Below are 13,026 nucleotides of genomic sequence, written 5' to 3'. Positions count from 1 at the left end.
AATTATATTGAGTGCGATTACAATCGCTGGCGTCGCCACAGTGCCTGTGGCGGACTCAGCCCGGAACAGTTTGAAAACCAGAACCTCGCTTAGGGCTGTGTCCACATTACGTGGGTAGGATCACATCCCCTTCTTCGTTGCACAACTCTCTCGCCGTCCCTGTCAGGTCCGTGACGATGTAGTGCAGTTGCGTGCTGTCGCCCTGCGCCTCCACCTGTGCCAGAGGCCGGAAGCTCCCCGGCTCGTACACCCATTGCACTTCCCGCGCCGCATAATGGCAAGTCCAACCCGCCCTCTGCCATCAACCTTAAAGGCCGCTGGCTGGAAGAGAGTGGCTTTATCACCGGGATGCCCGTCACCGTCACTGTGGAAAGGGGGAGGATTATTATTGAGACGCAGATTAATTTATAGCGGCTGACCTGACCGCTAATAAAATAAAAAGCCGGAAGGATCGTGTGTTCGCTTCCGGCTTTTATTTATTTTACTTTACCAATAACAATTGCATTAATTTGATCATATATATATTCGCAGGCTTCATCTTCTGTCGGGAAACTTACCATCCCAGTTTTAATTCCTCTTTCTGAGTAATAAACAACCCAACAACCATTTTCGTGATCAAGACATAATTTTTCATTTGGTAAACCGCCATCCAAAGAATATAAAATCCTCGACACTTTCTCTTTGATAAGCCTATCTTTTAGCTCTTTTTTATTCATAAAAATCACCGTCTCTTTAACGAACCATCCCTCACCAAATTTATTATCTTATCAGGTAATTCGTACTGAGTTCCGCCACCTTCATATCCGAACCAGCCTTTAATATCACCGGCATCAACAGTAATTGGCTTAACAACTTCATAAACATTATAAGGTCTACCATCTGACCCCGGTTTCAAGGCTCTATCTCTATATGGAACTCCTTCAGGAGAGGCGAATGTTCCATATTCAGTACCATATCTATCAATTGTAGAACCGGGTAATAATGTAAATTTAGATGAGTCGCCATCGAAACCTCGATTTGGTGGCCACTCATTATGATCTGAGAAATTCGATGATTCTCTGGCTCTGCGGCTTGCCTCTATATTTTCGAGCACCCTTTTCCGCTGTTCACATGCAGATTCAGCTAATCCCAAGGGGTCAACACGGGTTAGCGGATTATGTACATATGCTTGAGGTCGAATGCCACCCAGCAGCCCTATCGGGTCCGGTGACAGATACTGTCCGCTCTCCGCATCATAGTAACGATGCCGGTTGTAGTAAAGCCCCGTTTCCGCATCAAACAACTGACCCTGATAGCGCAGCTCGCAGTACACCTCTTCGTTTGCCGCATCTCCCAGGTAGCGCCGCAGCGGGATAGGCCGTCGCTCTTCGCGGTGTGCGCCCCACAGTCCCTGCTCCCCACGCCAGCGGACTTCCCCTTCCTCGCTGCACAACTCTCTCGCGGTTCCTGTCAGGTCCGTAACGATGTAGTGCAGTTGCGTACTGTCGCCCTGCGCTTCCACCTGTGCCACCGGCCGGAAGCTTCCCGGCTCGTATACCCACTGTACTTCCCGTGCCGCTGACCCGTCCGCCCGGTACTGCTGCTGACCAATCAGCTGGTCACCGTCCCACCGGTACGCCACCCGTGCGACCGCCTGTGCAGACGGCACCTGGCCCTCGCGCACCTTACTGACTCTGCGCCCAAACGCATCGTAACGATAGCGCCACCGTGCCCCGTCCGGCAGGCTCACCCGCACCAGACGGTCCTGCACATCCCAGTCAAAGTACGTTTCCTTCGGCCTGAACCCCGGGCGCGTTTCCCGCTTCACCGCCAGACGCCCGCAGTCGTCATACCGGTACTGCGTATGACCCCGCTCGATTACCCGGCCCGCCGCATCGTACCGCGCCGACGCCTGTACCACCGCATCCTGCACCTTCAGCGTCTCACCCAGACCCGGCGCTATCTGCGACACCTCGCACAGGTTCTGTTCGCTGTCGTAGCCAAACAGCCGCGCCTGACGCCGCCGCCCCTCATCACGGCGCTCCGCCGTCACCTGGCCTGCCCCGTTCAGCCGGAAGGCCTGCTCGCCCCAGTGGCTGTCGCTGATGCCCGTCAGCCGGTCCAGCACATCGTACTGATAACGACGCTCCAGCACGTCATTCACCCGGCCGTCCGCCCCTTCCAGCGCCTGACGCTGCAACAGCCCCGTCGGGCTCCACTCGTGACGTAATGCAAACCCGCTGCCGTTACTGCGACGCTGCTCTTCCCCCGCCGCCGTGTGGCTGAACTGCAGCGGCTGGTGTGAACCGATACCCAGCGACGACAACCGCCCCGACTGCCACGCCAGCTGCAGCGGGGCCAGAATCCCTTCCACGACTGCACGCTGGCCACCCGCGTCGTACCCGCTCTGCACCGCCTCGCCGTTGACCGTTTCCGAGGTGACCTGCCCCGCACGGTTATAGGCGTATTCCACCACCGCATCCGGACTGGCGGCTTTCGTCAGCCGGCCGGCCACGTCATACGCCAGTTCGGTAATACCGTCCGTTTCCCCGTCCGCTTTCTGTGCCGTGATGCGCGTTATCCGCCCTGCCGCATCATGTTCGTAGTGCAGTGCGCTGCCATCCGGCGCGGTACGCTGCACCAGACGGTCTGCCACATCATACTGATAGCGGTACACCCGCCCGTCGTAATGCCGCTCCTCGCTCAGCCGCCCGCTGCGGTCAAAACCGTACGTCCAGTCCCGTCCCTGACTGTTCGTCACCCCGGCGAACTCCGCTTCCGCATTGTAGTGGTAGCGTACCGTCGCCCCCAGCGGGTCCGTCGCTTCCAGCAGGTTATCGAACGCCCCGTAGCGGAACTGGTAGCGCTGACCCAGTGCATCCGTCACCGCCGTCAGGTTACCTTCCACATCGTAACCAAATCGCGTCTCGCTGCCGTCTTCGTACACCACTTTCGACGGTGACTCGCGCACACCGTCATACTCCCAGCGCCGAACCTGTACGCCCGCGTCATGTCCGATATGCCGCTCTGTCAAACGGTCAAGGTCGTCATACCGGAACATGACCGGTGGTGCATTATCACGCTCAAGGCGGCTCAGCAGCCCACGACGATTATAGTGATAACGCTGCAACACGCCGTCTGGGCCTATCACCGTCGACAGCTGCCCCGTGTCACCATAACCATACAGCCACTCGCGCCCTTCCGGGTCGTTCACCTCGACAACCTGCCCGGCTGCGTTACGCTGATAGCGCCATTCGCTGCCCAGTGGGTCGATGTAGGCCAGCAGTTGCCCGTTATCGTCATACGTATAGTAATGCGTCGCGCCATCAGCCAGAGTCACCTCGGTGACCTGCCCCCAGTCATTGCGCTGATACACCGTGCGACCACCCAGCGCGTCGGTCTCTGCCACCAGTTGATTATTCACCCACTCGTAACGGGTCTCACCGCCGTCGGGTGTACGCTGAAGCAGAATATTGTTGCGCTCGTCGCGCACGTAGCTAAATACCCCACCAAACCCGCTGTGGTAATGGCTGGTCAGAGTGTCATCGTCGTATTCAAAGTGACCCGGCCAGTAGCCTTCCGAGGTTCTGTCCCGGATGGCGCGACCTTTTTTATCGTAATCATGCTCAACCCAGGTCGAGCCTAAATCCGACCAGCGCAGCAGCCAGCCTTCTGGCGAATAGCGATAGTCAAAGTTGCGTCCCTCATCCGCCCGGACACTCAGTAAATGCCCACTGTCGTCATAGGTATAGCTCGCCAGCGTTTTTAACGGCTGACGCTGTGGGGTACATAGCGTAAGTGCCGTGATTCTTCGGCGCTCCGTTGTGACATGAATCAAGCGCCCGTCAGACAATACAACCCAGCACAGTTCGCTCAGCATCCACTCGAAAGTCACTCGATTGCCAGCGGCATCTTCAATCGACGTTAGACAAAGTTGGAGACCAAGAGCATGCTCAAACCGATAGCGCAAGCCATCAACATGATGAAGCACCAGTTCACCCTGCTGGCGGGTCAGTCGCCATTGCAAGTTGGACGGTGAACGGCTGACATCTCCCTCATTGGGTAAGACGAAGAATGCCTGATTGAACTCGCCGTCCGTTAGCGTTGCTACCCCGTTGTTGAGCGTCAGGCTGATATCCCAGTTGGTACGCCACAGCCTGCCCAGCAAACCGGCGTACCGCTCTCCCGTCGAGCGATAGTAGCGTTGCAGTGACAGCGGCAGCGTCCCCGTTAGTTGAATATCGGTTCGCTTCTCCACCACGGCACCGGTTGCCATGTCGACCGGGTCGCCTTTCTCTTTGTTATTTTTTGAATCAGCCTTGTTAGCACCATTCTGATTATTCGCATCCTGCTCAGCCCCTTTTTTACCCGATGGCTTTTCAGTATTGCTGCCCGCATTAATGCTGTTCGCCTCTTCCGGAGGGGCTTCGCTTTTTTTCTTTACGGGCTCTTTTGGTTTAGGTTTTTCTTCAATGGCATCAGTCGGTTTTGACGGTTCTGATTTGCGTGGAGTGTTTTCTTCTGCAGCTTGCTTTTTAGGCCGATGGTCTTTGCCTTTGTCACCATCAGGCTTGGCATCGCCTTGTTTAGTTGCGGTTGGCGAATCGGCGGGCTTCGAACCTGCAGATTGATTAGTGGCCCTGCTTTCCGCCGTTGTATGGCTTTGTGGGGCATCGGCCTTTTTCGCAAAGGAACCTTTAGGCCTCGGGCTACCGGAAACCCGTGTCACAATCAGAGGAATAAACTTATCAAATTCTTTCTCGAGGGTAGCAATGGCCTCATCGTAACGTTTAACTAACTGATCCAGATAGTCGAGCATCTTGCTGAACCGATCTTTCATCAGCGCAACAATCCAGCCGTCCTTCTCTGAGGCCTTCATTGCCGTCACCAAAGCTTGCTGCATCGTCGCTAGCATTGCTTTGCCTTTCTGCCCGTACTCTTTCAGCAGACCTCGCAGTTCGGTGACGCCTTTTACCAGATTACCGTTGGACAGGCTGCGGATCGTTTTGATAGCAAACTGCACAGCCGCAGGTGAGGAGGCATTTCTCAGCGCTTTAATAATCGCCCGCCCGCTCACCTTAATGGCATCACCCAGCCCAGGAATCACCCCAATCACACACAGAACACCACCGGCCACGTGCAGTGGATCGTCCATTAATTTAGGGTTTTCATGGGTTTGCCAGCACCACTCACCAATGGAATACACGTCCAGCGCTTGTCCCACCACAGGAATACAACCCAGAATAATCTCGCAGAACATCATGAGCGCGGCGTTATCATCCCCACCGGCATCCGCCGTTTCTGCCGCGAGGCTGTGGTGGATCTTGTTGATGGCCTGCTTTAGCTGGCGATTACCGCGGTTAATCTTTTTGTCCAGTTCCCAAAAGCGACGATAAGCTTTTGTGTATTCATCGGGGATTGAGGTGAATATTCCCGCACCATCAACATCAATATGTCGGTCACTGCTGTCATCTGCGTCATACGTCACTAACCCCTGTTTACGCAGGAGAAGGAACAGCGTGAAGTACTCACCCGCTAGTGCGGCATAACCTGGAGTTGACTGTAATACGGGGTTGTTCTGAATGGTTTCCTGCGGCGTAAACTCATCCTCACCTTCCTCAAGTATCAACTCAAACGTGCTACATCCCATGTCGTAAATGAAACAGAGACCATTGGCATCCGTCTGCCCGTGGATTTCTGTTTTATTACTGTCGATGAGGACAAATGGCGCATTGGGAACCGGCTCACCAGAGTCGTAATGGTAATAAATCAGGATTTCGCAGCCACACTCGACGCAACCTCCTGATATTTTTTTATCCGTGCTAAAACCCCGACTCGCGGCTTCCTCGCTGGAAAGCAACGTTGCCTGTTTGTTCTGACTCATGAAATGACGTCCTTTTTATTTTATGCTTCGTCCAGATGGTCAATTGCTGCCTGATACAGGCGATCCATACGGCTTTGTGTGCCAATATATTCAGGCTGTATCAGAATGTTTTTTGCCCAAGGCTGATGCATGAACTCCGGCGAGAGTTCTGTCGCCAGTGCCAGCCAGCGCACGATATCGCGGTCGTTATTAAAGCCGCTGCTCCTCGCCTGTTCCGCCTGCTGATAAGTAAACGCCTGTAGTTCATCATCAGGCGCGTTTTGCCAGTCAACATGGTAAGCACGCAGATGTTCCATATAGCGCGCCAGATTGTGATGCCCGTAAGGCACCATGATGGCTTGCCATTGTTCAGCACTCAGTTGGCGAGGCAGGATGTCAGGAATAGAGTGTGGTTCGCGGGCGGTGAGATTTAAGGCACGTATCGCGCCGTCAGGGGAAATATCGCAGAAGCTGGCTATCGGGCCATAGAGCGCACAGGCTTCCTGTGCGGAACTGGCGGATAACAGCTGATTCATCACCTGCCAGTCACCCACGCGCAGGATGGCATTCTCCCCAGAAGGTGAAGTCACCAGGCTCCACTGTCGCAGATGTTTCGTCACCTCAAGCAGTTGATCGAGCGGTGAATATGCCTGCATAAACCATTCCATCTGTAGCCCCATTCCCCAGCCCGGCTGAGTGATGATGTGTTCTTTCACCTGCGACCAGTTAGTGGCGTGAAGCGGGATGCAATAGGGCGATACCGAGGCATGAACGCGCCCCGCTTCTCCCCAGTACAAACGCGTCTGTTCCAGGCTACCCCCCCAGCGTTCGGCCAGCCACGGCACAGCATCGTTCATCGATGCTTCGGCGATAACAAAACAGCCGCCCTGAGCGATACGCGTTTGCCAGACGGCGTCATCTTCCGGCAGCAGTTCAAGGAAAGGTTGCGATACACTCACAGCGTGACCTCCGGTATGTCAGGTAACTCTCCCCGCATCCAACCGGGGCGATGGTAATTAAGCTGCACACTCTCAATACGTTCAGGCTCAGATTTAAAAATCCGAATACTGTCCGCGATCGAATAACGTTCAGTCAGATGAATAAAAATCGGGTGCAAATAGAATTCACTGCTGAGCACCCAGCGATGAGCGGACCAGGCTTCACATTCCGCTTCGCTGGCTTTCGGGTAATAGTTCTCAGCTAATGCAATGCCGCTAATAAAGCGTGCTTTTACTATTTCAATATCCAGAGGAAAAACACATTGTGCACTGACAAAAAGAAACAGTTCATTCGCCAGTCGGTGCAGGCGATTATCATTAGCGAGAAGGTAATATTGATAGTGCGTTAACGTAATGTGGTACGTTTGATTAATATCGTTCTTTTTTTCTTTATTAACATCCTGCTGTGCGAATAGCTGATACTCCCCACGTTCACTATTCACGATGGGCAAATACAGGTTATTCAGTGGACCGAGAAAATCCGTTTGTGCCGCAAAGTCCAAGGTAGACCACCAGGCCGATAAAACGTCTGGCGCATAGCTACGAAATAGTGCTCGAGTGCCATCAGGCCAGAGACAAAAAATACGCTGCTGCCAAAAATCAGCTACCTGCTGCAATGTCAGGTCGCCATGCATGAGCATCACGCCACCATGCCGCTCCGGCTGTGTCTCAGCCAGCCAATGCAGCAGCGTTTCTCCTGGTTTGCCTTCTTCTATTTTCACCACAATAGGCGCCCACATCTGCCAGTTTTCGGCATCCTTGCCAAATTGCAGCTGTTGCCATATATCCGCCGCAGCAGGTTGAAAAGCCTGCCAATATTCCAGTAATTGGGGATAATTCAACGGCGAGATAATAGCGAACAACGGCGCATTAAACTGGCTGATTTCAAACAGGGTAGAACCGTTTGCCATCATCGTTATTTGCCTGTGAATAAATGAGATAATTTTTAATACGATGAGCGTGTATTGATAATCGCAGCAACGACCCAATAATCGCGTAGATTATCGGGTCGAGACATGCCGTTTATTTTATGACGCAAAAATAAATAATAAAACGGAGAATCAAAATAAAACTATACTGGCAGTCCTTTTTCCCAACGCTCCCGAACTTCAGCAGGTGACAGCGGTGGGAATTTAACGCCGCGATCCAGTAACAGCTGTTTTAACTTTAGTGCCCAAGGGTAGTGAGGAGATTTAGGAGACATAATCGATAGGCTGTCATCCACGGTAAAAGCGAGATTACTGCCTGTATCATCATAAATATTACTATCTGCGCCGTGTTCTATCAGCCAATATGCGACTTCATATTTATTCAGATAAGCAGCATAGTGGGCGCTGTTTACTTTGGAACCATCAACGAGGTTCAAATCGGCGCCCCGCTCTACGAGTAATTTGATATCGGCCCAGCGTTCCTCACCAATAGCACTATATATTGCTGGCTGGCCACGACGCCCAATGGCATTCGGATCGCCCCCCGCATCCAGAATAATACGCAGCCAGTCTGGATCTTTGGCTCCCGCCACGGAATTAACTGCGCTGTCGCCAAATCCGTCTTTATAGTTTGGATCGACGCCCAGTTTAAGCGCCAGCGTGACGGCCTTTTTATCCTTCGTTTCATAAATCAGCCACAGCAGCGGCGTCACACCTTCTTTTCCATGAATATTCAGGTTAACGCCCTGCGACAGCTGATGACGAGCGGCTGATTCGTCACCTTTTTGAATACTTTCCAGTACCGCCACCACAGGGGGCTCAAAAAGTTCACTCGCCCGCATACTGTGTCCTCCTGCCTGACAAGCGGTTAACAGTGGAAAACTAGCCAGCAGCCAATACCACCATCTCAAAGAGGTTCTCCTTTTTCCCAACGCTCCCGAACTTCAGCAGGTGACAGCGGTGGGAATTTAACGCCGCGATCCAGTAACAACTGTTTTACCTTAAGCGCCCAAGAATAGTGGGGAGATTTAGGGGACATAATGGATAAGCTGTCTTCAACACTCCAGGCCAAGCTAGCCCCGGTAGCTGAATAGGTATTAACATTAGCGCCCTGCTCAATCAGCCAATATGAGATTTCATACTGGTTAAGATAAGCAGCATAATGAGCACTATTGGTTTTTTGCTCATCAGTTAAATTGACGTCAGCCCCACGCGCCACAAGTAATTTTATATCGGCCCAGCGTTCTTCATTAATGGCACTAAATATTGCTGGTTGCCCAAGGCGCCCAATTGCATTCGGATCGCCTCCCCCATCCAAAATAATACGAAGCCAGTCAGGATCTTTAACACCAGACACTCGGTTAACCGCACTATCACCAGAACCATCTTTATAATTTGGATCGACGCCCAACTTAAGCGCCAGTGTGACGGCTTTTTTATCCTTCGTCTCATAAATTAGCCACAGCAGCGGCGTGACGCCTTCTTTTCCCTGAATATTCAGGTTAACACCCTGTGCCAGTTGATAACGGGCTGCCGCTTCGTCACCTTTTTGAATACTTTCCAGTACCGCCACCACGGGCGGTTCAAAGAGTTCACTCGCCCGCATACTGTGTCCTCCCGCCTGACAAGCGGTTAATAATCCCAGAATAACGACGCCTACCCATTTTATACGTGCCAACCATTGCATTATATTCCCCTGAATGTATTGGTTATCTTCCCGATATCTTCCTTTTTCTGGCTTTCAATACCCGCAATCACCTGATCCATACCGTGGCGAGCAATCGGCGAGCCGCCGACTGCGGGAAGCGCCATCATATCACCGCTGGCTTTCGGCAGCCCCCCTCCCAGTAACTTTGCAACACCGATAACGCCACCAATAGCCGCACCGGCGGCTCCGCCGATCAATGCGCCCGCTCCGGATAGCAAGCCAGGAATCAAAGCCTTACCGTAGGTTTGTGCCATGGTTAATACCTCACCATCCACTGCCTGCGTTGTTATCAGCGAGGCCGTTTTCGCCAGATCCGCTCCGCCAGCACGTGAAACAGTATTGGTATGCAAGCCTGCAGCATTAAAGGTATAACCGGGTAACCCGGTTACACCAACCCCAGCCGATGCCAAACCACCACCTAATGAATGCCCAACAATAACAGGAGGTGGAGAAATCGCTTCCTTCACTTGCTTAGCTAAATACATCGCTTGCTTGTATTGCTCTGTCTCCAGCCCCATTCCTTGCCCTGCGTTGGTCAACCAGTCTTTCACTCCCGTCACCGCATTGTTCGTTCCCCGATAGGTCAACATCGTTTCGCCGTTAATCGCAGATTTGAACAAAGCAGAACCAAACCCTGAATCAGGGTCCATAAATTTTGCCCCTTTAAGGCCCGGTAATAGACTCGTATCCAGAATATCCAATCCAACCGGTGCTTTCGGCAATTTATCCAGCACACCTCGTCGGAATTCATCGACCGAATAAACGTACTGAGCCGCCTCAGCGCGTAAGATGCTGTCGTTGTTAAACGCCAGTCGCTTTGCCGCATCGGCTAATCCCGGCAGCGTTGCCGCCTCGGTCGCCAATTTGGCGCGCGCCAAATAGCGATCTTTACGCTGGGCGACGGAGAGCAGGTCATCAAGAATGGGCAGCTCGGCGACCGAAGCCCACTCCATCAGCGTCGGCAACAGCATTGGCGTCAATGCCAGCAGAGGGGCGCGGCTTTTTGCCGATTGCTCAGCGCACGGCTTCACCGGGGACTGATAGGGCGAATCGCCAATGATTACGTTCCCACTGCCAGCGGCAACCGAACCGCCGCAGCCGATCGCATCACCAATACGCGCCGCCAGCTTTCCATTGATGATGACCGTACCGGAGCCCGCGGATATCGCCCGATTGTGCACGCCGTGGGGCACATTCGGGCAGGGGCAAGCGTGGAGTAAAACCGCATCGCTTTTACGGGCGGCCGGTTTGCCATTAATAATGACATCACCGCTGCCTTCAATTATCGGGGTGGCGGGGAAACAGCCGTGACCCGCGCAGCTGTCACCTAAACGTGCAGCACCTGGCATAGTTCCTCCTTAACGTCTGTCTGGCGCATCGGGCAGCGTAGGCTTCGTCGGGTCTTCTGGCGTAATGGATACTGGCGCAGTCCCTACGCCAGCCGCACCGCCATCGTTGATTTTCACAATCGTCCCGGAAATCGTGACACCCGCGCTATCAATCTTGATAAAGCCGCCAGGCCCTTTGATGGTCAGAGCCTGCCCCGCTTCCAGCACGATATCCGCGGCTTTCAGGTAGCTGTCCGTATTCACCAGAACACGCTGGTGCGCACCAATCAGCGTCTCCTCAGAGCCAGACATCGTGGTCTGACGGCTCCCCTCGATACGGGTAATTTCCCCCCCGCCGATGAAACGTTTGAACGACGCACCAATTTTCTGAATAAAACTCCGGCCAATTTCCTGATGATGATCCTGACCGATGTTTTCAAAATCATCCTTGCCTATCGTTCGGTGGCGGTGACGCGTGACCCGTTGGAACTGATCCTGATCCACGCTGAGGTGCTGATCGCGCCCTACGCTCTGCCGGTGGATGTTGTTGATAACACCATCCATATCTTTCTGAGCGTGATAGTAAATCTGTTCACGCGTCGCCTCATCCTCAAAACGCAGTTCGTTGAAGCCACTGCCTTTATGCGTATCGGTACGAAGCGTGGTGCGCGTTTTATGTGCCGGTAAAACGTACGGCGTCGGATTGGTGGCGTGGAAAGTACGCCCAGTGACAATCGGCTGGTCCGGGTCGCCTTCAAGGAAGCTGACGATCACTTCATGGCCGATACGCGGGATGGCAATCATGCCGTACTGGCCGCCCGCCCAGCCCTGGCTGACGCGCACCCAACAGGAACTCTGGTCGTTACTCGCGCCGTAGCGATCCCACGGGAATTGCAGTTTTACCCGACCATACTGGTCGCAGTAGATTTCTTCCCCCGTTGGGCCGACGACGGTGGCGATTTGCGGGCCGTCCACCATCGGTTTGTAGGGCATGGCAGCACGCCACGTCGTCGTGCCTTTCACCACGGCAAAACTGTTGCTCATGGTCGTCGGTTCGCCGCCGCTTTCCTCTTCCAGCGCCTGCGGCTGCTGCCCGACGTGCGTCACGCTCACCGTCTGCCACACCGCATTCAGCGTCGCATTCGGGTGCTCCGTCAGCGTGAAGGTGCTACCCGGCATCAGCCCCGCGCAGTTGGACTCCCCTTCGCTCGTCACCGCCCCTGAGCGCAGCGCATCCAGCCGGTAGCCGCTGAACGCCTTGCCGCTCGGGTCTTGCTTATAGCGCCCTGGATAGTCGTAATGCTGATAGCTTTCGCGCTGGTGCTCCAGCTCGCCGCTCATTTTCTTGTGCGACAGCCCGTAAGCCGGTGTCTTGAAGCTGTAGTCTTTCAGCTCGACTTCCGCTGTACTCACTCGCTCCGCGTAGTGGAAGCGCCGGACATATTCGCCCTCACTCAGCCCCTGCGTCGCCAGATTGAAGAACAGTTCGGGGCCTTTGGTCAGTGCGCCCGCATCGTCAGCAAACACCACCCGGTGTTTACCCTCTTCGTATTCGTGGAAGAAATACAGCCCCTCCTCGGCAGCCAGCCGGGTGATAAAGGCTAAATCGCTTTCCCGATACTGCACGCAGTATTCCCGCACCGCATGCTCGTTACGCAGCGCAAAGGCGTAGTCGGTGATACCGGCTTCTTCCAGCAGCGCCCCGATAATCGCCTCCGGCTTCTGCGCCTGAAAGATGCGGGCGTTGGTGCGTAATCCCAGTCGCCACAGGGCAGGACGGACTTCTATCTGATAGCGCGTGCGCCGGAATCCGGTGTCACCCTGCGTGAAGCCACTGATAATCCCGCTGACCCGACGTTTCAGTTCGCCTTCATACCAAATCATCAGCTCGCACGGCTGGTCCAGCACCGCGCCGAAATCGACATCCGGCAACGCGCTCGCCAGACTCAGTGACAGGCTGAAAGGCCGGTTCAGCCCTTCATCCAGTCTGAAATCCACCACCGCGAAAGTGCCTGCTTCCAGGGCACCGACCTTTACGGTGAACTGTAATCCTGTACTGTTTGCCACCCGTCCTCTCCTTCTTCCTTCGCCGTTGCCATGGCTACCGCACGCCTCGGGTTCTCCCGGAGCGGCACGTCGCTATCCTGATTAAAATAAAAACCTGCGCTGTGGTCTGAGTCTGCTCACGCCACAGTTCATGTTGATAAAGCATCGCGTTGAG

Annotated in this window: 10 protein-coding genes and 1 pseudogene; 2 read left to right on the top strand and 9 right to left on the bottom strand. The window is 54.1% G+C overall.

Annotation, left to right across the window (positions count from 1 at the left end):
- Nucleotides 1-93, top strand: a 93-nt coding sequence (locus Q3A88_RS18835; RefSeq protein ID WP_130960768.1) for an IS3 family transposase, incomplete at its 5' end; no start/stop codon positions are given.
- A 28-nt stretch (nucleotides 94-121) separates the two neighbouring features.
- On the opposite strand, the pseudogene Q3A88_RS21920 reads toward Q3A88_RS18835, so the two are convergent.
- A pseudogene (locus Q3A88_RS21920) lies at nucleotides 122-271 on the bottom strand (type IV secretion protein Rhs); the annotation flags it as partial.
- Here Q3A88_RS21920 and Q3A88_RS18830 point away from each other — a divergent pair.
- Nucleotides 217-411 carry a SymE family type I addiction module toxin gene (locus Q3A88_RS18830; protein ID WP_410522770.1) on the top strand — a complete coding sequence of 65 codons (195 nt, stop codon included), beginning with the start codon at nucleotides 217-219 and terminating at the stop codon, nucleotides 409-411. The pseudogene Q3A88_RS21920 and the gene Q3A88_RS18830 overlap by 55 nt on opposite strands.
- A gap of 65 nt (nucleotides 412-476) precedes the next feature.
- On the opposite strand, the gene Q3A88_RS18825 is transcribed toward Q3A88_RS18830, so the two are convergent.
- The 8 genes from Q3A88_RS18825 to Q3A88_RS18790 all read right to left on the bottom strand — a co-directional run bounded on the left by Q3A88_RS18825 (nucleotide 477) and on the right by Q3A88_RS18790 (nucleotide 12,872).
- Nucleotides 477-716, bottom strand: a complete 240-nt coding sequence (locus Q3A88_RS18825) for a hypothetical protein (protein WP_317178423.1) — start codon at nucleotides 714-716, stop codon at nucleotides 477-479.
- Between the two features lie 5 nt (nucleotides 717-721).
- Entirely contained in the window at nucleotides 722-5,863 is a 5,142-nt protein-coding gene (locus Q3A88_RS18820) for a glycohydrolase toxin TNT-related protein (RefSeq protein ID WP_317178422.1), read from the bottom strand.
- A 20-nt stretch (nucleotides 5,864-5,883) separates the two neighbouring features.
- Nucleotides 5,884-6,801, bottom strand: coding sequence for a DUF4123 domain-containing protein (locus Q3A88_RS18815; RefSeq protein WP_317178421.1), 918 nt, complete (start codon nucleotides 6,799-6,801; stop codon nucleotides 5,884-5,886).
- Nucleotides 6,798-7,754, bottom strand: coding sequence for a DUF4123 domain-containing protein (locus Q3A88_RS18810; protein WP_110164120.1), 957 nt, complete (start codon nucleotides 7,752-7,754; stop codon nucleotides 6,798-6,800). Before Q3A88_RS18810 ends, Q3A88_RS18815 begins: the two co-directional genes overlap by 4 nt.
- 158 nt (nucleotides 7,755-7,912) lie before the next feature.
- Nucleotides 7,913-8,611, bottom strand: coding sequence for an ankyrin repeat domain-containing protein (locus Q3A88_RS18805; RefSeq protein ID WP_110164119.1), 699 nt, complete (start codon nucleotides 8,609-8,611; stop codon nucleotides 7,913-7,915).
- Between the two features lie 65 nt (nucleotides 8,612-8,676).
- Nucleotides 8,677-9,375, bottom strand: a complete 699-nt coding sequence (locus Q3A88_RS18800; protein WP_317178424.1) for an ankyrin repeat domain-containing protein — start codon at nucleotides 9,373-9,375, stop codon at nucleotides 8,677-8,679.
- Between the two features lie 80 nt (nucleotides 9,376-9,455).
- On the bottom strand, nucleotides 9,456-10,826 hold the full coding sequence (locus Q3A88_RS18795; protein WP_039288427.1) for a PAAR domain-containing protein: 1,371 nt from the start codon (nucleotides 10,824-10,826) through the stop codon (nucleotides 9,456-9,458).
- Nucleotides 10,827-10,835: 9 nt separating this feature from the next.
- Nucleotides 10,836-12,872: a type VI secretion system tip protein VgrG gene (locus tag Q3A88_RS18790; protein WP_317178420.1), complete on the bottom strand. Its 2,037-nt coding sequence runs from the start codon at nucleotides 12,870-12,872 to the stop codon at nucleotides 10,836-10,838.
- Nucleotides 12,873-13,026: the final 154 nt, after the last annotated feature.

This window comes from Pectobacterium sp. HCp5_1 (assembly GCF_032905925.1).
GTDB lineage: Bacteria > Pseudomonadota > Gammaproteobacteria > Enterobacterales > Enterobacteriaceae > Pectobacterium > Pectobacterium brasiliense_A.
The sequence above is the reverse complement of the archived record's forward strand: the minus strand, read 5'-3'. Positions and strand labels throughout refer to the sequence as shown.